Source organism: Psychromicrobium silvestre, assembly GCF_013408295.1.
In the GTDB taxonomy this organism is placed as follows: Bacteria; Actinomycetota; Actinomycetes; order Actinomycetales; family Micrococcaceae; genus Renibacterium; species Renibacterium silvestre.
Window position 1 is genome coordinate 148,579 of the sequence record NZ_JACBYQ010000002.1, and the last position, 20,425, is coordinate 169,003.

25 protein-coding genes are annotated in these 20,425 nt (G+C 59.9%); 9 read left to right on the forward strand and 16 right to left on the reverse strand.

The features are described from left to right. Positions 1-28: 28 nt before the first annotated feature. Positions 29-406 (reverse strand): DUF4229 domain-containing protein, encoded by a 378-nt coding sequence (locus FHU41_RS08735; RefSeq protein WP_179389307.1) that lies wholly within the window; start codon positions 404-406, stop codon positions 29-31. A gap of 79 nt (positions 407-485) precedes the next feature. Between FHU41_RS08735 and FHU41_RS08740 the strand changes: the two genes are divergently transcribed. Then, positions 486-854 (forward strand): PLD nuclease N-terminal domain-containing protein, encoded by a 369-nt coding sequence (locus tag FHU41_RS08740; protein ID WP_179389308.1) that lies wholly within the window; start codon positions 486-488, stop codon positions 852-854. A gap of 171 nt (positions 855-1,025) precedes the next feature. Here FHU41_RS08740 and ccsB read toward each other — a convergent pair whose 3' ends face one another. The 5 genes from ccsB to FHU41_RS08765 all read right to left on the reverse strand — a co-directional run bounded on the left by ccsB (position 1,026) and on the right by FHU41_RS08765 (position 5,953). Continuing rightward, the gene (gene ccsB / locus FHU41_RS08745; protein ID WP_179389309.1) at positions 1,026-2,123 is read right to left on the reverse strand and encodes a c-type cytochrome biogenesis protein CcsB; all 1,098 of its coding nucleotides are present in this window, start codon (positions 2,121-2,123) and stop codon (positions 1,026-1,028) included. Continuing rightward, the gene (gene resB, locus FHU41_RS08750) at positions 2,123-3,775 is read right to left on the reverse strand and encodes a cytochrome c biogenesis protein ResB (RefSeq protein ID WP_179389310.1); all 1,653 of its coding nucleotides are present in this window, start codon (positions 3,773-3,775) and stop codon (positions 2,123-2,125) included. Before resB ends, ccsB begins: the two co-directional genes overlap by 1 nt. A gap of 42 nt (positions 3,776-3,817) precedes the next feature. After that, a complete protein-coding gene (locus FHU41_RS08755) occupies positions 3,818-4,567 on the reverse strand; it encodes a cytochrome c biogenesis protein CcdA (RefSeq protein WP_179389311.1) in 750 nt (249 codons plus the stop codon). Positions 4,568-4,613: 46 nt separating this feature from the next. After that, the gene (locus FHU41_RS08760; RefSeq protein ID WP_179389312.1) at positions 4,614-5,213 is read right to left on the reverse strand and encodes a TlpA family protein disulfide reductase; all 600 of its coding nucleotides are present in this window, start codon (positions 5,211-5,213) and stop codon (positions 4,614-4,616) included. Positions 5,214-5,290: 77 nt separating this feature from the next. Continuing rightward, positions 5,291-5,953 carry a histidine phosphatase family protein gene (locus tag FHU41_RS08765; RefSeq protein WP_179389313.1) on the reverse strand — a complete coding sequence of 221 codons (663 nt, stop codon included), beginning with the start codon at positions 5,951-5,953 and terminating at the stop codon, positions 5,291-5,293. A 138-nt stretch (positions 5,954-6,091) separates the two neighbouring features. Between FHU41_RS08765 and FHU41_RS08770 the strand changes: the two genes are divergently transcribed. The 3 genes from FHU41_RS08770 to FHU41_RS08780 all read left to right on the forward strand — a co-directional run bounded on the left by FHU41_RS08770 (position 6,092) and on the right by FHU41_RS08780 (position 8,387). Then, positions 6,092-6,643 (forward strand): YceI family protein, encoded by a 552-nt coding sequence (locus FHU41_RS08770; protein WP_179389314.1) that lies wholly within the window; start codon positions 6,092-6,094, stop codon positions 6,641-6,643. 162 nt (positions 6,644-6,805) lie between these two features. Beyond that, complete coding sequence (locus tag FHU41_RS15295; protein ID WP_179389315.1) at positions 6,806-7,612, forward strand: hypothetical protein; 807 nt, start codon at positions 6,806-6,808, stop codon at positions 7,610-7,612. A 97-nt stretch (positions 7,613-7,709) separates the two neighbouring features. After that, on the forward strand, positions 7,710-8,387 hold the full coding sequence (locus FHU41_RS08780) for a hypothetical protein (RefSeq protein ID WP_179389316.1): 678 nt from the start codon (positions 7,710-7,712) through the stop codon (positions 8,385-8,387). Between the two features lie 2 nt (positions 8,388-8,389). On the opposite strand, the gene FHU41_RS08785 is transcribed toward FHU41_RS08780, so the two are convergent. Next, positions 8,390-9,055, reverse strand: coding sequence for a redox-sensing transcriptional repressor Rex (locus FHU41_RS08785; RefSeq protein WP_425503320.1), 666 nt, complete (start codon positions 9,053-9,055; stop codon positions 8,390-8,392). 88 nt (positions 9,056-9,143) lie between these two features. After that, positions 9,144-9,413, reverse strand: a complete 270-nt coding sequence (locus tag FHU41_RS08790) for a glutaredoxin family protein (protein ID WP_179389317.1) — start codon at positions 9,411-9,413, stop codon at positions 9,144-9,146. 84 nt (positions 9,414-9,497) lie between these two features. Here FHU41_RS08790 and FHU41_RS08795 point away from each other — a divergent pair, with 84 nt between their 5' ends. Further along, entirely contained in the window at positions 9,498-10,310 is an 813-nt protein-coding gene (locus tag FHU41_RS08795; protein ID WP_179389318.1) for an HAD family hydrolase, read from the forward strand. Positions 10,311-10,381: 71 nt separating this feature from the next. On the opposite strand, the gene FHU41_RS08800 is transcribed toward FHU41_RS08795, so the two are convergent. From FHU41_RS08800 to FHU41_RS08815, 4 genes are all read right to left on the reverse strand, one after another. Then, positions 10,382-10,480: a 30S ribosomal protein bS22 gene (locus tag FHU41_RS08800; protein ID WP_003792170.1), complete on the reverse strand. Its 99-nt coding sequence runs from the start codon at positions 10,478-10,480 to the stop codon at positions 10,382-10,384. A gap of 84 nt (positions 10,481-10,564) precedes the next feature. Then, entirely contained in the window at positions 10,565-10,777 is a 213-nt protein-coding gene (locus FHU41_RS08805; RefSeq protein ID WP_179389319.1) for a helix-turn-helix domain-containing protein, read from the reverse strand. 228 nt (positions 10,778-11,005) lie between these two features. Then, complete coding sequence (locus FHU41_RS08810; protein WP_179389320.1) at positions 11,006-11,464, reverse strand: ArsR/SmtB family transcription factor; 459 nt, start codon at positions 11,462-11,464, stop codon at positions 11,006-11,008. A gap of 68 nt (positions 11,465-11,532) precedes the next feature. After that, a complete protein-coding gene (locus FHU41_RS08815; protein ID WP_179389321.1) occupies positions 11,533-12,741 on the reverse strand; it encodes an acetoin utilization protein AcuC in 1,209 nt (402 codons plus the stop codon). Between the two features lie 126 nt (positions 12,742-12,867). Between FHU41_RS08815 and FHU41_RS08820 the strand changes: the two genes are divergently transcribed. Next, the gene (locus FHU41_RS08820) at positions 12,868-14,277 is read left to right on the forward strand and encodes a TrkH family potassium uptake protein (RefSeq protein ID WP_179389322.1); all 1,410 of its coding nucleotides are present in this window, start codon (positions 12,868-12,870) and stop codon (positions 14,275-14,277) included. Between the two features lie 40 nt (positions 14,278-14,317). Beyond that, positions 14,318-14,956, forward strand: coding sequence for a potassium channel family protein (locus tag FHU41_RS08825; protein ID WP_425503321.1), 639 nt, complete (start codon positions 14,318-14,320; stop codon positions 14,954-14,956). A 27-nt stretch (positions 14,957-14,983) separates the two neighbouring features. On the opposite strand, the gene proC is transcribed toward FHU41_RS08825, so the two are convergent. From proC to FHU41_RS08840, 3 genes are all read right to left on the reverse strand, one after another. Then, the gene (gene proC, locus FHU41_RS08830; RefSeq protein WP_179389324.1) at positions 14,984-15,826 is read right to left on the reverse strand and encodes a pyrroline-5-carboxylate reductase; all 843 of its coding nucleotides are present in this window, start codon (positions 15,824-15,826) and stop codon (positions 14,984-14,986) included. Between the two features lie 272 nt (positions 15,827-16,098). Continuing rightward, a complete protein-coding gene (locus FHU41_RS08835) occupies positions 16,099-16,884 on the reverse strand; it encodes a sugar phosphate isomerase/epimerase family protein (RefSeq protein WP_179389325.1) in 786 nt (261 codons plus the stop codon). 4 nt (positions 16,885-16,888) lie between these two features. Then, positions 16,889-17,875: a Ppx/GppA phosphatase family protein gene (locus FHU41_RS08840; RefSeq protein WP_179389326.1), complete on the reverse strand. Its 987-nt coding sequence runs from the start codon at positions 17,873-17,875 to the stop codon at positions 16,889-16,891. Positions 17,876-17,927: 52 nt separating this feature from the next. On the opposite strand from FHU41_RS08840, the gene FHU41_RS15125 reads away from it, so the two are divergent. Continuing rightward, positions 17,928-18,656 (forward strand): MBL fold metallo-hydrolase, encoded by a 729-nt coding sequence (locus FHU41_RS15125; RefSeq protein WP_179389327.1) that lies wholly within the window; start codon positions 17,928-17,930, stop codon positions 18,654-18,656. 122 nt (positions 18,657-18,778) lie between these two features. On the opposite strand, the gene FHU41_RS08850 is transcribed toward FHU41_RS15125, so the two are convergent. Then, entirely contained in the window at positions 18,779-18,952 is a 174-nt protein-coding gene (locus FHU41_RS08850; protein ID WP_179389328.1) for a hypothetical protein, read from the reverse strand. Positions 18,953-19,022: 70 nt separating this feature from the next. Between FHU41_RS08850 and FHU41_RS08855 the strand changes: the two genes are divergently transcribed. Continuing rightward, positions 19,023-20,378, forward strand: a complete 1,356-nt coding sequence (locus FHU41_RS08855) for a C1 family peptidase (RefSeq protein ID WP_179389329.1) — start codon at positions 19,023-19,025, stop codon at positions 20,376-20,378. Positions 20,379-20,425 lie beyond the last annotated feature (47 nt).

The following is a 20,425-nucleotide window of genomic DNA, read 5'->3' on the forward strand; positions in this document are numbered from 1 at the left end:
ACTTCGACCGGTTCAGACTTACGGCGCTTCAGACCGTGAAGTCCTTGGGCACCCGGCTGGTTTCGTCAACCGAGCCAAGCTGCTCAGCCGGGGGCAACTTCCTCGCGGAAGGTTTCTGATCGTTGTCGATGCCCACTTCGGGATTCGCCTCGATTAGCGAGTCTTCGATGTCGCCGTCCGTCACCCGTTTTTTGGCACGATCTTTTCGGGCTTCCGGCGAGACCGCAGTACGGATTGACTCCGCGGCAGCATTGCGCTGCGGGCGGAAGAAGAGGTAAGCCACACAGAAGGCAATCAGCGTTGCCGCGATCACGGAGAAGACAGCTCCGAGGCCCAGCAACATGAAAATAACGAATAGGGGGATCAGAATGCCCACTCTGATCAGGAAATACTTCAAAAAAGCCACGACACCAGTTTACCCGCTGGGCCTGTGTGCTTTCAGAGAACGCTTTCGGATAGCCCTTTTCCGGAAGCTAGAATAAATCATGCTCCGATACCTGCCGCTGCTGATTCTTCTCGGTCTAGAGCTCTATACTCTGATCGATTGCCTGCGCAGCGAGGGAAGCAGCGTCCGCACCCTACCCAAGGTGGCCTGGGTGCTGCTGATTATCTTCCTTCCCCTGATCGGGGTGGTGCTCTGGTTCGCGCTGGGCAGGCCACAGTATGGGAATGGAAACGCAGCGCGACAGGTACCGCGGGCGCACCCGACCGCACCGATGGCTCCCGACGATGATCCGGAATTCCTGCGCAATCTCGATGTCGCCCGGAAGCAGAAGGCCGAAGAGGAACGTCTGCGACAGCTACAAGCCGAACTGGAAGAGCGGGAGCGGAAGCTTCGCGATCAGGAAAACTGAGTTCGCTGAGCTACGTCTCCCCCAGCACACCTTGCTCGGGATAGCCAACTAGCCTCGCGATAGCTCAATGTCGCGACAGAGGGCTATCGCGAGGTCAGCGAACTATCGCGAACGCGTAGAAATGCAGACTGACCGCGGAAAGCCGACGACGAGAAGCGGGCAAGCTGAACCCTAGTTCGGCGAAACCCCGCCGTAGGAGTGCAGGCCGGTGAAGAAAATGTTCACCGCGGTGAAGTTGAACACCACGCAGGCGTAGCCAACGATGGAGAGCCAAGCCGCCCGGGTGCCGGTCCAGCCTCGAGTTGCGCGGGCGTGCAGATAACCAGCGAAGACCACCCAGATCACGAAGGTCCAGACCTCCTTGGTGTCCCAGCCCCAGTAACGACCCCAGGCCTTCTCCGCCCACATGGCGCCAAAGATCAGGGTCAAGGTCCAGCCTACGAAGGCAATCGCATTGAGCCGATAGGAAAGGTTTTCCAGGCTCAGCGCCGAAGGTGCCAGCCGCATGAACGGGAGACGATCCCGCTTACCGGAGGTCAGCACAACCTCACGATGAGACTGAAGGAGTTGCAGCACGCTCATCGCGAAAGTCAGAGTGAAAAGCGATGCGGAAAGCACCGCGATGGAAACGTGGATGACCAGCCAGTAGCTCTGCAGGGCTGGTACCAGGTGCCCCACTGGAACCCAGAATGCGCTGGAAGCAGCGAAGAGCATAATGAGGGACAAGCCCACCACAAAGGTACCCAGGAAGCGCAGATCACGCCGAGTCAACACGATCAGGAAGACCGCTGCCACCAGGAAACCACCCGTGGTGCAGAATTCGTACATATTCCCCCACGGCACCCGGCCAGCGGCCAGGCCGCGCAGCAACACTCCGGTGCCATTGAGCAGTGCGGCCAGCAGGGTAAGGGCCACCGCGGCTCTGGCAGCGGCTCGCCGCTCGCCACCGTACTTCATTGACTCATCGGCCAGCATGGGAGAGCTGCTTCCAGAGTGAGTGCTGGGGCGTTCCGCTAGGTCCAGAGTGGTGCCATTGGCGGAAACCGAACCGAGCGACGAAGCCCTGGCGGAACGCGAACTTCCGACGGCGACTGGCTCAGCTTGAGCGGTCTCGGCGGCTTGCTTAGATTGGGCTTCAATGGCCCTCGTGGTCCGGCTAGAGACCACCAGATCCCAAGTGAACGCACAAAAAGCAACCGCATAGGTGACTCCGGCGAGCAGCATGAACAGGGCACTGTATTCGCCCAGCTGTTCGTTGATCTCTGGCATCAGCTTTCCTTCATTTCCAATTCGACCGGCTTGCTCTTCTGATCGCCAGTATCTTGATTCTCCGCCACGCTCCAAGCTTTGGCCAGTTGGGACCTCAGCAGCATCGCCTCGCGGCTCAGTCGATAGTCCTCGCCCCTGGCAAGCAAGCCGTATTCGACCATTACCCGCCCGTCCGGATGGCTGCCGGTGCGCACCCAGACCCGACGCCGGGAGAGGAAGAGCGAACCGATCAGTCCGAGCAACGCGGTAACCGCAAAAATCAACACATAACCCTGTCCCGGATTGTGTCGGACCTCCAGGCCGATGTACCGGGTGATGTTGTCGAAACGGATCGAGCCTTTCCCGGCCGGCAACTGGTAAGTCTGGCCACCGGTCAGGGTGATGCCTCCGGCCGGCAATTTACGATCATTGAGCGGGGTGAGCTTGGAGACATCGAGATTGAAGACGTTCTGCGGAATGCCGCTGTCCAGCCCTAAATCGCCGAAATAGGAGTTCAGGAGCACCTCTGGATGACCGAGGTCCGGGTCAATGCTGACGTCTAGGCCATTGGCATCCTTAGCCGCTGTCGGCAGGAAGGTGCCGGCGAAAGCCAACTGATCGGGTCTGGCGTCCGGAACTTTGATCACCAGGCCGGAGGCGTAGGTGGCATCGGGCTTCCCGCCGACCACCCAACCGGAGAAGGCGACTTTGCCCTGTCCGTCCTTGACGGTGAAATGAGGGGCGTAGCCGTTCCCTAACAGGTAAACGTCGGTGCCACCAATACTCAGCGGCTCATTGACCTTGAGTTCCTTCTGCACGGGCTGGGCATTGGGCGAGTCCTTGACCGTCACCTTGGCGGTGAAATCGAGGGGCTGTACCTTTTTAGCGGCCGCGTTCCGGTCGAACTGGATGGTGAACTCGTCGAGCTTCACCGAATATGGTTGCAGCCAGTCCGAGTTGAAGTTTGTCCCCGGGGTGAACGAGTCGTAACCGATCAGCGTGTTCACGAAGCTCTCGCCGGTAACCAGCACGCGCTGACCGGAATAGCCGAATAGCCCGCCCAGGGCGACGGCGGCCAGCACACCGATCATGGAGACATGGAAGAGCAGATTTCCCACTTCCTTGAGGAAGCCGCGCTCGGCGCCGACACTGGGGCGGTCGCCGTCTGCCCGGACATCTACCCGGTAACCACGCCGCTTCAAGATGGCGGCAGCTTCCTGAACAGCCTCCAATGCGCTCTTGCCCGAGTCCGCCGGAATCTGCAAGGTGCCATACTCCGCCATCTTTGAAAGCCTGCGGGGAGTGCGCGGCGGCTGGGAGCGCATCGCCTTGTAGTGCTGCCTGGCCCGCGGCACCACGCAGCCGATTAGCGAGAGGAAAAGCAAAATGTAAATCGCAGAGAACCACGGCGAGGAGAAGACATCGAAGAGCTTGAACCAGTCCATGATCGGCCCGGCCACCGGGTTGTCCTGGATATAGCGAGTCACCGCCGAGGGGTCCTGGATACGCTGTGGGAAGTACGATCCGGGCACGGCCGCCACCGCAAGTAACAACAGCAAGAACAAAGCCGTCCGCATCGAGGTCAGCTGGGTCCAGGCCCAGCGCAGCATCCCCCAGAGCCCCAGGCGGGGCAGAGCCACTTCGATGCTCTGCGTTTCCTTGGTCTCGCTCATCTAGCTCCCCTGTATCCAGTACCCATCAAAACCCAGTACCCATCAAATCGGTAACCTGACCGTGAAAATCCAGCCTTGCATGGTGCTGATCAGGTAATTCCAGGCACCGGTCACCATCAGCAGCCCGACGACGATCAACAAGCCGCCGCCGATTCGCTGCAGCGCTAGTTTGTGTTTCTTGAAAAAGCTCAGCGCCCCCATTCCGCGCCGGAAGCCGAGGGCTATCAGTAGGAATGGTAGTCCCAGCCCCAAGCAATAGACGAAGGTCAGCAGCGTGCCCTTCAGCGCATCCGTCCCACCGGAGAAGGAGAGTGCTTGCACTGCGGCGAAAGTGGGACCAATGCAGGGCACCCAGCCCAGGCCGAAAGTCAGCCCAAGTATTGGCGCACCCCAGAGACCGGCTTTCGGCTTGGCATGGATCCGCGCCTCCCCTTGCATAAGCGAGAACCCACCCAGGAAGACAATGCCCAGGATAATAACGACGACGCCCAGCAGCTGAGTGATCCAGGCCGAGTTAATGGATAGCCAAGCCCCCAAGCCACCCACGGCAGCTCCAAGCACCACAAAGACCACGGTGAAACCGAGCACGAAGAGAGACACACCGAGCAGCATCCGACCCTTCCGCTGCTTGGCCAGGTCCACCCCGGTCAAGCCGGTGACGTATCCCAGGTATCCCGGGACTAGGGGCAGCACACAGGGCGAAAGGAAGGAGACCAGCCCGGCTAGTAGGGCCACCGGCAAAGCCAGAAGGAGCGAGCCGCTGCTCACTGCCTCGCCGAAAGGATTGTTCACCGCCGACCTGCGCTGTTCACGTCAGGGCTGCTCGCTTCCGCGCAGATCACTTCTCGGCCAGGGTGCTGCTGATCAAGGTTTTGAGGGTGGACTTATCCGCCACGCCGAGGATTCGGGCGGCAACCCGTCCTTGTTTGTCCAGCACCAAGGTGGTGGGCACCGCCGCTGGCGGCACATAGCTAGCGAGACTCAATAACACCGAGCCGTCTTTGTCGTTAAAACTTGGGTAGCTGATGCCAAAGGTCCGGCCAAACGCCACGGCATTGGCCACGTCGTCCCGAATGTTCACGCCGTAGAAGAGCGCACCCTTCGGCGCGAATTCCTGCTTCAGCTTCTCCAGGTCGGGGGCTTCTAGTCGGCAAGGGGCACAGGCGGCGTACCAGAAGTTCAAGACCGTGACCTTACCGGCAAAGGACTTGGAATCGAGGGCTTTGCCGTCCAGTAAAGTACCCGAAAAAGACACCGTTCCGCCACGATGGTCAACCGCATATTCGGTAACCGAGCCATCTCCGGCCACGTAGTTCTTGCCGTCTCCCGCCTTGGCTTGTTCGGCCAGCGGGTCCGGTGCGGAGCAACCACTCAGGGCAAGCAGGGCTGCGGCAGCCGTCGCCCCGGCAGCACCGAAGAGCGCGCGTCGATTTAACATGGGGTCCACCTCACCGACTTTTCTACAGGTCGTCGAATTCAATTGTCGCGCATTGTCCGACAGGTCTCAAACTGCGCTCAAGCACCGGGAGTGCTAGCCGCTCCCGGTAACAATGCAGCGGCGGGTTCGCTATAGCGAACTCCGGTGACCTCCGAGCCCTCGAAATTGATCGTGGTGAGCGAGGCCAAAGTACACTCTCGCGCTCGGGGATCGTGGAAGAGCTGCCGCTTCTGCAAGCTCAAATGAGTCACCCAAATCGGCAATTGATGGCTGACCAGAATGGCTTGGGCGCCGTCACCTCCCCGCTCCAAAGCTTCCAGGCGGGCGGCATCGATAGCCAGGCGCATCCGCGCCACCTGCTCCCGATAGGGCTCGCCCCAGCTGGGCAGAAAAGGATTGCGAAAATAGCGCCAGTACTTGGGCTTGAGCAACTCCGAGGCACTGACCTTGAGACCTTCAAAATGATTCTGCGCCTCGATCAACCGCTCGTCGGTATTCAGATCCAGGCCGAGCGCCGTTGCACTGGGCTGCGCCGTCTCCTGCGCCCGAGTCAGAGGTGAGGCCGCCAAATAAGCCATGGTGGCGCCGTCGTCCGCTAAAGCACGGAAGTGCTCGGCCAACCGCACGGCCATCGCAACTCCGCGGTCCGAGAGATGAAATTCCGGCAGCCGGCCATAGAGCACGCCATCGGGATTGAAGACTTCGCCGTGACGCAGCAGATGCACAGTGGCTTGGGACATCTGCCCATTCTCTCAAAGCCAAGTTAAGAAAGGTTAATCAGATCTGGAATAAAACATGCGTTTGCATGATTCTTAACCATGAACGGTTCATTTCCGTCATCCCTGTACAGCAGAACTAGAGCACTATTAGGAGTCATCATGAGCGTTGAAACCATTCCCACCGGCCTGACCACGGGCACCTGGACCTTCGATAACTCGCACAGCGAGATCGGTTTCTCGGTGCGGCATGCCGGCATCTCCAAGACCCGGGGCAAGTTCACCGAGGCCACCGCTACCGCAACGGTCGGCGAGTCCCTGGCCGATTCCTCCGTGCAGGCGACCATCAAGGCTGCAAGCTTCGATTCCGGCGATGCCAATCGCGATGGCCACGTGCGCGGCGCCGACTTCTTCGACGTCGAGCAGTTCCCGGAGCTGACCTTCAGCTCCACCTCGATCACCGCCGCGGGCGAGACCTACGCGCTGACCGGAGACCTAACCATCCGTGGCATCAGCCACCCGGTCACCTTCGATATCGAATTCAACGGCGTAGCCGTTGATCCCTTCGGCGCCACTCGCGCCGGATTCAGCGGCAAGACCACGATCAGCCGCAAGGAATTCGGCCTGACCTGGAACGCAGCCTTGGAGGCCGGTGGCGTACTGGTCGGCGATAAGGTGACCATCACCATCGAAGCAGAGTTCACTGCCGCCTAAGCTCGGTTTGAGTTCCATCTGAGTTTCATCTCGGGAACTTCTCGCTAAGGCCGCTCCACCCCGTCAAACAGCTTTTTGATGGGGCGGAGCGGCCTTTTTGAGCGGTGGATTGTGATCTGGTTTTCCTATGCAAACCCTGGGAATAGCAATACAGTGAATGACATGAGTACACCCACGGAGGACCCGAATCAAGGACAGCCGGGCTACCAGCCCCCGCAACAACCTGCTGACCCTTCTCAGGCACCTGGTTACCAGGCGCCCCAGGGTGCACCACAGCAGCCCTACCAGCAGCCAGCGCCCGGGTATCAGGTGCCACAGCAGCCGGCCCCCGGATACCAGGCACCCCCTGGCCAACCTCAACAACCCGGCTATCAACAGCCTGGTTACCAGCCACCCGGACAACAGCCGGGATACCAGCAGCCGTATCAGCAAGCTGGCCAACAACCTGGTCAGGGCAACTTCCAGTTCCAGATGCCAACCGATGGACCGAAGTCCTTCAATGACGTAATGCCAAAGGGCGGCTTCTCCGGCATCTTCAGCGTCGCTGGGCTACCCCAGCTGCTCAAGATCTCGTACATTCTCTGGCTGATCACCGCTGGGCTCTGGCTGATCTCGACCGTTATCGGCCTGATCTTCAGCATCATTCGGATAGCCACTCCGGATTACAACGACCTGAACAGCTTGATCTCACTCACGCGTCCTAACGAGCGCGGAGCGGGAGTGGCGGGCTTGATCGTCTCGATCATTTCCCTGGTGCTGATCGCGGCTATTGTGGTCTTCGCTATGAAGCTCAAAGAGGGTTTCCAATGGGCTCGGCTGGCGCTCAGCATTATCGCGGCCGTCTCAATTGTGCTGGTCTTCTTTGGCGCAGGCACCGGCTTGATCGGCGTTGTTGCCACCGTGCTGATGTGGTTGCCCGAGTCGACCGCTTGGCTGAACTCGCGCCGCAATGCACCTCCCGCCTTCTAAGGCAACATTTATCAGGCAATAATCGGCAAGGGGCCGGGGTAGGGTTAAGCGACCCACCCGGCCCTTTGTTCTGTCCCGGAAAACCACGAGGAATACGATGAGCACGCCAGCAAGCCCCGAGGGATCGGAGCCGAACCAGGCTCCGCACAGTCCAGGACAATTTCCGGAGATCACCCCGGGAGTCCCCCGCTATGGCCAATATGCGCCGCCCGGGTATCAAGCCCCCGGAATGCCCACGGAGCAGCCCGGCGAAACCGGAACCAAGTCGAGTGGAACCAAGCCGAGCGGCAACGGTCCGGTTCTGCCAACTTGGCTTGGCAATCAACCGCCCGGCACTGCTGGTCAGCCGGGCAGTGTTCCCTTGCAGATCAATCGTGCCTTTGTGTTGATCCTGGCGGCCGGAGCAATCATGCTGGTCACCGCAGTGACCTCGTTCTTCGCCTTCAACTCTCCTGAAATACGAGCTGCTTTACTCAAACAGCTCAACGAGTACCCCGAATTCGCCACTGCAGGCCTGGATATTTCTTCGGTCATTACCGCCTCCATGGTGACCGCCGCAGTAATGGGTGTGGTCGCCGTCGGGCTCTACGTGCTCATCGCCTTCAAAATCCGCGCGGGCCGCTCCTGGGCCCGGGTCCTAGGCACTGTGCTAGCCGTGCTCTCGCTGGTGTTACTGGTCAGTCTGAGCCCCTTGAGCCTGCTACAGGTCGGTTTCGGCGCCTTCGGGATCATCTATTGCTGGCTGCCTGCCAACCGGGCATACTTTAAGCGCTGAGCTCAGGCGCTAGCGGTCCCAGCCTCGGGCAGCCTCTGGGCGTGATAAGCCAGGATCTGCAACTCCGTAGCCATATCCACTTTGCGCAGATTCACATAGTCCGGGACCTGCAGCAGCACCGGGGCGAAGCTGAGGATGCTGTGCACCCCGGCAGCAATCACCCGATCACAAACCTGCTGCGCGGCTTCGGCAGGCAACGCTAACACCACCATATTTGCCTTGGTGCGCTCCAGTGTCACCTCGAGCTGCTCCGCATCGGAGATTCGCAACCAGCCAACCTCCTGGCCGATCATCAGCTGATCTCGATCCAACAAGGCGACGACGTCGAAGCCTCGGGACTCGAAGCCCGCGTAGCGAGCCAGCGCACGGCCCAGGTTACCGGCGCCCACAATGGCGACCCGCCAGTCCTGAGTCAGGCCCAGCGCGGTGGCAATCCGGCGGCTCAGATACTGCACCTCGTAGCCGACTCCCCTGGTTCCATAGGAACCCAGGTAGGAAAGATCCTTGCGCACATTGGAAGAGCTCACTCCGGAAGCCTCGGCTAGGTCCTCGGAGGAAACTCGCTCAGCTCCTTCGGCCAGAAAAGCGTTCAGCGCCCGAAGGTACAAGGTAAGGCGGGCGACGGCGGCAGCAGGCAAGGCGGGAACTTGCGGTTCCAGCTCGGGCAGGTCCGCCTCAGCTCCCGGATCGGCATTCAGCGGAACTCGCGGCGTGGACACAGAACAACTTTAGGTCCTCGGCTTGTCCAAGCCCAAGTCACTGCCGTGCACGTAGCAATCTGCGCAAGCGTTCGGGGTCGATCCGCCAAAAATCGCGTTGCACGCCGTCGATCAATAGCACCGGCAGCTCTTCTAGATACTGCTGATATTCGGGCAGTGGTTCCCCGTCCACCACAATCGAGAGCTCGCTGAAACCCAGGCCAAACTCTGCGCCGACCTGCGCCACTACCTCCCGTGCGTCCTGGCAGAGTGAACAGCCGTCCTTGACCAGTAAGGTCAGCACTGTGGGCGAGGAAAAATCGGGCATGTAACCACCCTACTTCGACACCATAAGTTGCGAAGACGGAGCGTAAAGTCAGGAATCTTTGAGAATACTGACTAAACTCGAAGTATGCCCGAAGTGAAGAGCGACGTTGTCGAGCAGCCCTCGGCTAGCGTAGTTCACCCGGGAGAGGCAGCTTTTTTCGACGTTGATAACACCCTGATGCGCGGTGCCAGCCTTTTTCATCTGGCCCGGAAGATGTATCAGAAGAAGGCTTTCACCTTGCGCCAGGTCGCTGGATTCGCCTGGAAGCAGGCTAAGTTCATCGTCCGCGGCGAGGATATGGACGATATTCATTCGGTGCAGGATTCAGCCCTCACGCTGGCCGCCGGAATCAAGGCTGATTTCGTCACGAATGTAGGCGAGGAAGTCTACGACGAGATGATCGCCTCCAAGATCTGGCCGGGAACCCGCGCACTGGCCGAACAGCATCTACGGGTAGGTCGTAAGGTCTGGCTAGTCACGGCCACCCCGATTGAGGTGGCCGAGGTGATCGCTTCCCGGCTGAAACTGACCGGGGCATTGGGCACCGTGGGCGAGATCAAGGACGGCTTCTACACCGGCCGATTAGTCGGAGACATCCTGCACGGCCCGGCCAAGGCCGTGGCGCTTAGGGCACTAGCCGAACGAGAAGGTTTAGACCTGGAGCGCAGTTGGGCCTATAGCGATTCCTATAACGACATTCCATTGCTCACCTCAGTAGGACATCCAGTGGCGATTAACCCCGATGCCAAGCTACGCCGTCATGCCCGGGACAATAATTGGCCAATCTACGATTTCCGTTCCGGCCGACGGGCCGCCACTCGGGGGCTCCGGCTAGCAACCGCGGCAGGCGTGGTGTACGGATTGTGGCGCGGTTTCAGCCGGATTCGCAACCGCTAAATAGGCTTTGAAGGAAAGCTAGCGGGCAAAGAAAAACCCGCCACCTTTGGTGACGGGCCAGGCTGAAAGCCTTACTTCTTATTGCGACGCTGGTGACGAGTCTTACGAAGCAGTTTACGGTGCTTCTTCTTCGCCATCCGCTTGCGGCGCTTCTTGATTACTGAACCCACAAAGTCCTCACAAACTTGTTTCCCGGCGAGAGCCAAGGATTATCAACATATTGACCGATCTGGATCTTTACCAGGGTACAGCCTTTAGGCTGTCTCCGCCGAACTGCCCAGCCCGACGCTGCGCAAGTGCTCATTCACGGCATTCTCCGGAACCCGGTAAGAACGTCCGAATTGGACCGCGGGAAGCTCTCCGGAACGGATCATCCGATACACCGTCATCTTCGAAACACGCATTACATCCGCAACTTCAGCCACGGTTAGAAAGCGCACATCGGAGAATGTGTTTTTCTCGGCCATATCCTAAGAACCCTTCACTCTTGAGTTGAAAGCACAACCCACAGGCGGCAGGAACACCTGACCGCGTCAAGGATACTCTAGACGGTGGAATGACCAATGTGAAAGTGCTTTACCAGAAATTTATACAGCGGATCCTCAGCGCCGGGCCAGTCGATGCTCAACTTAGACGGGTTTAGACCCGGTTCTTGCTCATCGAATCCCGGTGAATCCGGCACTCAAGGGAGCTGGCTAATCTTTGCGACGACCAAATTTTGGCAGATTAGCCAATAGATCGGCCGCTTTTGTGGCGGCTCTGCCCACGCTGCGGCCAATCTGCTGTGGCATCGAATCGGGGTCCATTCCTGTTTCCAGAAGCTGGTCTTCCGTAACTACCAGGGCCTGATCAGCCTCAGCTGGATCACTTGCTGACTGTCTCGGCTCAACCGAAGCCAGGCCAAAGTCATCGAGCCATTCAGAGATCCGATATAGCGGCTCGACGTCCAGACGGTAATAGCGGCGCTGCCCTTCGGCGCGCATCGACACCAGCCCCGCCTCTCGCAGCACCCGTAGATGCTTGGAAACCGTGGGTTGGCTGGCCCCGATTTCCTCGACCAACTCGCCCACTGCCTTATCGTCACCTTGCAGGGCTTTCAGGATGTCTCGACGAGTCCGCTCGGCAAGCACGGTAAAGACGTCTTCGTTCACCATAGAACTACCCTAGCGATATATAACCGAAAAGGCATCTAGAACGGCACTCCTGGTGGAGTAGCTTCAGTTCAGTCGAACCAAGGGTCCAGGCCGTAGAGCGGGAAGATTTCCTTCCGCGTCGCCATCACAGCGCGATCCACGGCATCCGCCGGGTTGTAGCCGACCTCCCAGGAGCGCCACCAGAGCTCAACATCGTCGCCCATCAGTGCGGGTACTTCGCTGCCGAAGGTAGCGCTTACCCTCTCCCGCCAGGCCAAAGGCACCTCCGTCCGCAGTGGGATCGGTTTCCCTGCCACGATCGCAATCAAATGCGACCAAACCCGGGGCACCACATTGGCCACGTTATAACCACCGCCGCCCACCGCCAGCCATCGGCCCTCGCAGAGTTCGTTCGCGAGCGCCGAAATACTTAGTGCGGCTTCGCGTTGCGCGTCGACGCTAGTGCCCAGATGCGTCAGAGGATCATCCCGATGCGAATCGCAACCGTGCTGGGAGACGATCATCTCCGGCCTAAAGGCGCGCAGAATTTGAGGCACGACGGCGTGAAAGGCCCGTAGCCAGCCCCCGTCACCGGTGTAGGCCGGTAGCGCGATATTCACTGCGCTGCCGATAGCCTCAGGGCCTCCGGTCTCATTGGCGAAGCCGGTTCCGGGAAACAGCGAGAGCCCGCTTTCGTGCAGGGAGACCGTCAATACTCGCGGATCGTGATAAAAAATGCTCTCGGTGCCATCTCCGTGATGAGCATCGATATCGACGTAAGCCACCTTCTGCACTCCGGCATCGAGCAGTCGCTGCACGGCAGCCGCAGCATCGTTGTAGATACAAAAACCGCTCGCCTTGCCGCGGCTGGCATGATGCATGCCACCGGAGAAGTTCACTCCGCGTTGCGCACTGCCATCCAGGATCGCCTCAGCGGCTCGGAGCGAACCGCCCACCAACCGCGCACTCGCCTCATGCATGCCCGCGAAGGCTGGATCATCCTCGGTCCCCAGGCCGCGTTCGGCCACGGCATGCGGATTGGCGCTGACCGAGTGGACCGCCTCTAGGTACTCGGCCTCATGTACGGTGAGCAACTCGGCATCGCTGGCCACATAGGGTTCGGTAAGCGTTACCCCGGCTCGATCAAAGAGTCCCAGTTGTCCGGCAAGCTCCGCGGTCAAGGACAACCGTGCCGGGGACATCGGATGGCTCGGGCCGAAATTGTAGGCGGTCAGCGCGGGGTCCCACACCACACAGGTGGCGGGTAATTGCGGCGCTGCATTGCTTGGCGAAGACATCTCTGACAGGCTACGTGATTCCGGGCACACTGGTGCAATCGAAGGCTTCCTGCGCCCTGCCTGCGGCAAAAGTGATTTACTACTTGTCAGGTCTCTATTTCCACCCAGCAGAAAGTTTCCCCGACGATGGCTAAGAGTCAGGCTGCCTGGCAGCCGCGCAGCGAGCGCGGTCGTTTCGCCTTTGTGGTGGCGCTGCGGGATTTCATCGACTCGGTAGCAAGTTCCTCTCCCGCGCGTCTGGCCCTGATCGTGTTCGTACTGGTGATCATGTTGTTCACCACCTTGCTTTCCCTGCCGGCGGCCGCGAGCAACGGCCAGGTGACGCCCTTTCACGATGCGCTTTTCACAGCCGTATCCGCGGTCTGTGTTACCGGTTTAACCACGGTTTCCACCGCTCTGCACTGGACCTTCTTCGGTCAATTGGTGATCCTGATCGCGATTTTCGTTGGCGGTCTCGGCATTCTCACGCTGGCTTCCTTAATGGCTCTAATGGTCTCCCGCAGGCTAGGCGTCCGAGGCAAGCTAATCGCACAAGAGGCGATGAACGCCGGTCGGCTTGGCGAGGTTGGCACCCTACTCAAGATCGTGATCACCACCTCCGTGGTGGTCGAAATCGTGCTAGCCCTAGTGCTCGTTCCGCGCTTCATGATTCTGGGCGAGTCCTTCGGCAAAGCCGTCTGGCACGGCGTCTTCTATTCCATTTCGGCCTTTAACAATGCCGGTTTTACCCCGCATTCCGACGGACTTGTGCCCTACGAGGCTGACCCCTGGATTCTGACCCCTTTGATGGTTGGCGTCTTCCTCGGTTCCCTCGGCTTTCCGGTGATGATGATCCTGCTCAGCCAGGGCTTCCGAATCCGCAAGTGGAACCTGCACACCAAGCTGACCATCCAGGTGTCCTTGATCCTGGTGCTGGTCGGTATGGTCGGCTTCGCCGCCTTTGAGTGGAACAACAGCAAAAGCATCGGCAATCTCAGCGATGGCGACAAGCTGCTGCATTCAATCTTTGCTTCCATCATGACTAGATCCGGTGGCTTCAATCTGGTCGATATGCAATCACTGGAACCTGTTTCACGGGTCTTCACCGATGCCCTGATGTTTGCCGGTGGCGGTTCCGCCTCGACAGCCGGCGGCATTAAGGTCACCACACTCGCGGTAATGTTCCTTGCCATTGCCGCCGAAGCGCGCGGTGACGCCGATGTGAAGATTTATGGTCGAACCATCCCCCAGGGCACCATGCGGGTGGCCATTTCGGTCATTATTATGGGTGCCACCTTCGTGCTACTGGCCACCGGTGCCCTGCTGATCATCAGCAACGCCCCGCTGGATCAGGTACTCTTCGAGGTGATCTCGGCCTTCGCTACTTGCGGACTGAGTACCGGCCTGAGCAGCCAGTTGCCGCCAGCCGGGGTCTATGTGCTGACCGTTCTGATGTTCGCCGGCCGTGTCGGCACCATTACCCTTGCCGCCGGACTGGCCCTGAGGCAACGCCGTCAATTGTTCCACTACCCGGAAGAGAGGCCGATCATTGGCTGATAAATCTGGCTCCAATTCGCGTCCCGCCCATAATGCACCCGTGCTGGTGATCGGGCTAGGTCGCTTCGGTTCGGCTACTGCGGAGCAATTGGTCAAACAGGGTCGCGAGGTGCTCGCCATCGAGCGTGACCCCTCCTTGGTGCAGAAATGGTCGGGGGCTCTGACCCATGTGGTGGAGGCCGATGCGACCAATATCGACGCGCTCCGGCAACTGGGGGCGCAGGACTTCAATTCCGCCGTCGTCGGGGTGGGTACCTCCATCGAGTCCAGCGTACTGATCACGGTAAATCTGGTAGATCTGGGCATCGAGCATCTCTGGGTCAAGGCGATCACCCAGTCGCATGGCAAGATCCTGACCAGGATCGGTGCAAATCACGTGATCTATCCCGAGGCCGATGCCGGGGTCCGCGCCGCACACCTGGTCTCCGGGCGAATGCTGGACTTCATTGAGTTCGACGATGATTTTGCGATCGTGAAAATGTACCCGCCCAAAGAAACCCAGGGCTTTACCCTGGCCGAGTCCAAGGTGCGCTCAAAATACGGTGTCACCATCGTAGGCGTGAAATCGCCGGGCGAGGATTTCACCTACGCCCAGCCGGACACCAAGGTCTCCGCCCGGCATATGCTCATCGTCTCCGGGCACGTCGATTTGCTGGAACGTTTCGCGGCCCGGCCCTAGCTAAGACCGGGCGCCAGAATTCGGACGTTAAGCGCTCGGATTCTGCAGTTCAGCGGTAATTACCTCGGAGCGACGGGCTGCGGCCTGAGCCCCCGCAAGGACAATTCCCGGCAGGCCTTGCGCGTCAAAAACCGCAATAGCCTGTTCGGTGGTCCCCTTGGGGCTGGTCACGGCCTTGCGCAGAGCAGTGGCATCGGCACCGTCTTGTGCCAACATCAGACCGGCCCCCGCCACGGTCTCATTGGCCAGGATCCTGGCGGTCTGCTCATCCAGGCCAAAGTCTCTTGCCGCCGTCGCCATCGCTTCGGCCAGATAGAAGGCGTAGGCGGGGCCGGAACCACTAATGGCACCAATAGCCGCCAGCTGTTCCTCAGGCACTTGCAGTACCACTCCGGATTCGGCAAAGACCTGGTGAGCCAGCTTGGCCTGCGCCTCGCTCACGGAGCTTCCCAGTGACAACGCGACCACGCCTCGGCCCACCATTAGTGGGGTATTGGGCATGGTGCGCACCACCGGCTGACCGGCCGGAAGCTCGCGTTCGATCTGTTCAAGGGTGACCGCGCCCGCCACGCTCAGCACCACTGTCTCCGGGCCAAGCGCCCCAGCGATCTCCCGGCATAGTGGGGCTATTTGGGCGGGTTTCACACCCAGCACTACGACGTCGGCGCCGGCCACCGCGAAAGAGTTCGCCTCTGCTTCCTCGGAGTTCGCAATCGCCGTCACCCCGTGCCTCAGGGCAAGCTCTTCGGCGCGCTCCGCTCGACGTACAGTTGCCACCACGGCGGCAGGTTCTAGCGGTCCGGCTAGCAGCCCGGCCAGAATAGCTTCGCCCATTGATCCGCAGCCCAGAAATGCAATCCGATTGATCATGACTTCATCCTTCCACCATCCCGCTGCGCTTACGAGTCCAGCCGCTTCAAGCGGTTCACTAAAAGCCAGATTCCGAAGTTTTTCCGATTACCAGCCAATTCCCAGCTTGGTAGCAGCTTGCCCCCAGAGTGGCCCCCTAACGTAGTTACTACCTCATTAAGGTGCGAGTGATTGCGGATCGATCGTTGCCAAGCGATCGGTTACAGCACCGGAGAGTCGGTCAGTGTTTCCCCCCAACCGCTGACCACATCGACTCTCCGGTGCTTACTCATTTAAGACTCGATATCGGCGAGGTGCTTGCGGGCAAAGCTCAGGGTCTCGGCGAGCCATTCCTCTCGCTCCCCCACCCCTTTGACCTTCCGGGTCGAAATCTCAGCCGCCACGGCGCCGTCGAACTCCTTGCGGGCCAGGTATCGCAGAACTTCCGCGCATTCTTGATTCCCATGTCCTGGGATCAGATGCTCATCCCGTCCGGAACCCGAGCCATCGGTCAGGTGAACATGACGCAACCTGTTGCCCAGAGCTTCAACCGCCTGCAGGGAGGATACGCCCGCAGTGGCCGCATGGGAGAAATCCCAGGTGACATCCGAATAGTCCTGCGGCAACGGATCCCAATCCGGCAGATAGGCCTTGACCTCGCGCCCGCGAACCCGCCATGGGTACATGTTCTCCACCGCTACCCGCACTCCGCTGGACTCGGCAAGATCCCGAACTCCGGGCGCGAAGCTCCGGGCATAGTCGCTCTGCCAGCGGAAGGGCGGATGCACCACAACAACTTGGGCTCCCACCTCGGCGGCCAGGGTGATGGAGCGTTCAAGCTTGTTCCAGTAGTTTCCCCAGACCTGTTGAGTCAGCAGCAGGGTGGGTGCGTGGATAGCCCCAATCGGCAGCTGGTAGCGCTCAGACAGCGTCCTCAGCGCGGCAGAATCCTGGCTGCTCGCATTATTGGTCACCATCACTTCGAGGCCGTCATAGCCCAGATCCTGAGCCGTGGCAAAGGCATCGTGCACCGACAGCGGATACACCGAGGCGCTGGAAAGCAAGACCGAAATCGCCATCGCCTCAGCTTCCCTCGGCCACCGTACGCGCGCTGACGTGGCGCGGCGGCTGTAGCGGGCCGTCAAAAACCAACTGGTCCAGGCGGCGCAGGATCAGGCCCTCACGCAGTGCCCAAGGGCAAATCTGCAAGGTGGAGACCTTGAAAAGTTCCAGGGCAGCCTCGGCCACTAGGGCTCCGGCCAGGAGTTGCAGGGCCCGTGCTGCGGAGACTCCGGGCAAATGCAGTCGGTCGGCGGCGCTCATTGCGGTGAGCCGCTGAGTCCACAGGCCAAGATCGACTGCGTGTAGTTCACGGCGCGCGAAGGGTCCCATCGCGCTGGGAGCGGCTCCGGTAATCCGAGCGAGCGAACGAAAGGTCTTGGAGGTTCCCACCACCAGATTCGGAGTCCCCAATTGAGAGAATTCCTTGATTGGTGCCTTGAGCGTTGATCGAATGTACTTACGCAGCTCTTTGACACTCTTCGCAGTGGGCGGATCCTCGGGGAGCCAGTCGCGGGTCAACCGACCGGCGCCGAGCGGCACCGAAACGGCCTTGCTTGGCAGTTCGTCGGCGCCCATTGCTAGCTCGAAGGAACCACCGCCAATATCCAGATCAAGAACGGTGCCGGCTCCCCAGCCATACCAACGGCGGACCGCGAAGAAGGTCATCGCGGCTTCCTCCGGCCCGGTCAGCTCACGCAACTGGATACTGGTCTCCGTCCGCACCCGCTCCAACACGCTCTCGCCATTGCTGGCTTCCCGGATCGCGGAGGTACAGAAAGCCAGCAAATCCTCGGCACTATGTTGAGCGGCAAAGACTTTAGCTTCCTGGACGAACTCCACCAATTCATGCTGCCCTGTTTCGGTGATGGCACCATCTTGGTCCAGGTACTGCACCAGCGAAAGCGGTCGCTTATGGGAGGCAAAGGGAACAGGCTGGCCACCCGGATGCGCATCGACAAGCAGCAGGTGGACGGTGTTTGAACCGATGTCGAGAACGCCAAGTCGCATGTGGCCAAGTTTATGCATCGGAGGCTCGGATAGTCGTCAGGGTTACTTATAAGTGCGTTCCAGACCGGTAACTACCTGTAACTACCTGCCGGACGGGGAAGTCCGGGCCGATCCGCATTCAATGTTCCCGAACAGCGGTACCGAAAGCTGGTTGCGTCATCCCCGATTGGCTGAAATGCTCGACGGCGAGGGCTGGCTAAAGGCGAGTATTGGCAGCTTCCTGCTGTCCAAGGGTGAGCGGATAGTGCGGGTGGATCTGGGCCTCGGCCCGGCCAATTTCGAACTCCCAGCCGCGGCCCGCTACCGTAGCGGTGCTCTGCTGGAAAGCCCGAACCAGCATGGAATTGGTCGTCGAATGGTGAGCGAGGTCTTCTACACCCATCTCCATGACGATCATCTGGGCTGGACAGTCTTCCCCGGAGCCGATGCCCTATCCTTCCCGAACGCTCGGCATCTGGTTAATCGCCGGGAATGGCTGCATTGGAGCACCGCGGGACACACTCCGGGGCATCTCTCCCTAGCCGTTGAGTCCATGCTCGGCCCGATGCTCCTGCTCGGAGACGTGGTTCATCACGAAGCCCAGCTAGCGGAACCGGAGATAGCCTTCCGGGTGGATGACGACGTCGAACTGGCCCTCAACACCGGCAAGCAGCCACTGCGGCGGGCGGCAGATTCCGGTGAGATTCTTGGCTTTGGCCATTTCTCCGGACAGCAATTGGGGCGCGTGCACGCGCAGCGGGAAGGCTTCAGCTGGGCTCCCCTAGATCGGCTCCCTGGCTAGGGTAGTTGCGGCTCAGCGCTATCAGCGTGTTCCGGCGTTCTGTTGGCTTAGGTGCTGTGGGCTCTTGTTCTGTGGGCTGGCGTTCCGATTTTGGCGTTCCGGCGCACGGCGTCGAAGGCTTCTCAGGAGGCATCCACCTTGGCGATACGTTCCTCCGCCCAGTCGCGCACCGCATCCAAGGTGCTCACCAGTTCCTCCCACGACTTGTCGGGTGGCGCAGGCTTGTGGCCGATCTTTTCGGGTGGCAGGAAATCGACGAGATCCGGCTCGTGGGCGTGGCAGAGAGATAGCCCCATAGTAGGTGTGTAGCGCTTCACCCAGGGCTAGCCATTGATTGCTTGAGGCATCCGTTATAGGACTGAAGCTATGACTGAACAACAACGATTGGCCACAAAATCCATCACCATCGATCAGCTAGCAGATCTCACCGCGGGATTCGCCGCCGATCCTGCCGCAGTTCTGGCGAAAAACGCGGTCACCCGAACCGCACTCAACGACCTCGCGGTCAACCACAGCGTTGTGGCTTCCACCTCTCGCACCATGTCCACCCGGCTCGATGACTGGAAGGTGACGAATCAGAAGAAGTCGGGCCGCTGCTGGCTGTTCGCCGCCCTCAACTTACTCCGCGCCGAGGCCAGGCAAGCACTCAATCTGAAGAATTTTGAGTTCTCACAGAACTACCCGATGTATTTCGACAAGCTGGAACGAGCTAACTACTACCTTCAGTCCATCATCGACACCGCAGATCGCCCCCTCGATGACCGGCTAGTGGTCTTCCTCAATGAATCGCTGATGGGCGATGGCGGGCAATGGAATATGTCCAGCAGCATTTTCAAAAAGTACGGAGCGGTGCCGCAGGAAGCAATGCCGGAGACCCAGTCCTCTTCGGATACCGCACAGCTCAATGCACGCCTGCGGACGCTGCTACACAAAGCCGCGCTGAGCCTTCGAGGGCTGGCCGCGGACGGGGCTTCGGAGACCGATCTGGATGCCGCCGTGCAACGCAGCATTACCGAGGTGCACCGAGTGCTCACCATCCACCTTGGCACTCCGCCCAGCTCGGTGGACTGGCAATGGATCGATGACGATAAGAAGTTCAGTCGCGACGGCGTGCTGACGCCCCAAGAGTTTCTGGCCAAATACACCAAGCTGAATCTCGATGATTACGTCTGCCTCGTGGAGGACCCGCGCCGTGAGCACCCCAAGGGCAGCACCCTGAGCGTGGAATATCTGGGCAATGTTATTGGCGGCGATGCCACCGTTTATCTGAATGTAGATATCCAGCTCATGAAGGACCTGTCCCGGGAAGCGCTCCAGGGCGGTTCTCCGGTCTGGTTCGGCTGCGATGTTGGACCCCAAATGCTCCGGCAAGACGGCCTATGGGATGCTCGGCTCTTCGACTACGAGGGCGTGTACGGCGTTGACCTGAGCCTAGACAAGGAGGAGCGGGTGAATCTCGGAGAATCGGCTATGACGCATGCCATGCTGTTCACCGGCGTGGATGTGCTCGACGGCGATACCCGGCGCTGGCGGGTGGAGAACAGTTGGGGTGATGAGAACGCCGATCAGGGTTTTTACACCATGAACGATTCCTGGTTCGACGAGTACATGTTCGAAGTGGCCGTGGATAAGAACAAACTCAGCCCGGAACTGCAAGCCGCCTTGGCCGAGCCACCGATCATTCTCCCCGCCTGGGATCCAATGGGGGCCCTAGCGAGGTAGCCTAGCGGCTTCCTCTCACTTCTTTCGTTGAGTGTGGGGGTCTGCAT

Bases quoted from the DNA above. Each gene is read 5' to 3' on its own strand.
- FHU41_RS08815 (WP_179389321.1), bottom strand. From the start codon at position 12,741: ATGTCTTCGCCAAGCAATGCAGCGCCGCAATTACCCGCCACCTGTGTG.
- FHU41_RS08795 (WP_179389318.1), top strand. From the start codon at position 9,498: ATGCCCGAAGTGAAGAGCGACGTTGTCGAGCAGCCCTCGGCTAGCGTA.
- FHU41_RS08765 (WP_179389313.1), bottom strand. From the start codon at position 5,953: ATGTCCCAAGCCACTGTGCATCTGCTGCGTCACGGCGAAGTCTTCAAT.
- FHU41_RS08790 (WP_179389317.1), bottom strand. From the start codon at position 9,413: ATGCCCGATTTTTCCTCGCCCACAGTGCTGACCTTACTGGTCAAGGAC.
- FHU41_RS08835 (WP_179389325.1), bottom strand. From the start codon at position 16,884: ATGGCGATTTCGGTCTTGCTTTCCAGCGCCTCGGTGTATCCGCTGTCG.
- FHU41_RS08820 (WP_179389322.1), top strand. From the start codon at position 12,868: ATGGCTAAGAGTCAGGCTGCCTGGCAGCCGCGCAGCGAGCGCGGTCGT.
- FHU41_RS08840 (WP_179389326.1), bottom strand. From the start codon at position 17,875: ATGCGACTTGGCGTTCTCGACATCGGTTCAAACACCGTCCACCTGCTG.
- FHU41_RS08810 (WP_179389320.1), bottom strand. From the start codon at position 11,464: ATGGTGAACGAAGACGTCTTTACCGTGCTTGCCGAGCGGACTCGTCGA.
- FHU41_RS08855 (WP_179389329.1), top strand. From the start codon at position 19,023: ATGACTGAACAACAACGATTGGCCACAAAATCCATCACCATCGATCAG.
- proC (WP_179389324.1), bottom strand. From the start codon at position 15,826: ATGATCAATCGGATTGCATTTCTGGGCTGCGGATCAATGGGCGAAGCT.
- FHU41_RS08850 (WP_179389328.1), bottom strand. From the start codon at position 18,952: ATGGGGCTATCTCTCTGCCACGCCCACGAGCCGGATCTCGTCGATTTC.
- resB (WP_179389310.1), bottom strand. From the start codon at position 3,775: ATGAGCGAGACCAAGGAAACGCAGAGCATCGAAGTGGCTCTGCCCCGC.
- FHU41_RS08770 (WP_179389314.1), top strand. From the start codon at position 6,092: ATGAGCGTTGAAACCATTCCCACCGGCCTGACCACGGGCACCTGGACC.
- FHU41_RS08760 (WP_179389312.1), bottom strand. From the start codon at position 5,213: ATGTTAAATCGACGCGCGCTCTTCGGTGCTGCCGGGGCGACGGCTGCC.
- FHU41_RS08780 (WP_179389316.1), top strand. From the start codon at position 7,710: ATGAGCACGCCAGCAAGCCCCGAGGGATCGGAGCCGAACCAGGCTCCG.
- FHU41_RS15295 (WP_179389315.1), top strand. From the start codon at position 6,806: ATGAGTACACCCACGGAGGACCCGAATCAAGGACAGCCGGGCTACCAG.
- FHU41_RS08805 (WP_179389319.1), bottom strand. From the start codon at position 10,777: ATGGCCGAGAAAAACACATTCTCCGATGTGCGCTTTCTAACCGTGGCT.
- FHU41_RS08740 (WP_179389308.1), top strand. From the start codon at position 486: ATGCTCCGATACCTGCCGCTGCTGATTCTTCTCGGTCTAGAGCTCTAT.
- ccsB (WP_179389309.1), bottom strand. From the start codon at position 2,123: ATGCCAGAGATCAACGAACAGCTGGGCGAATACAGTGCCCTGTTCATG.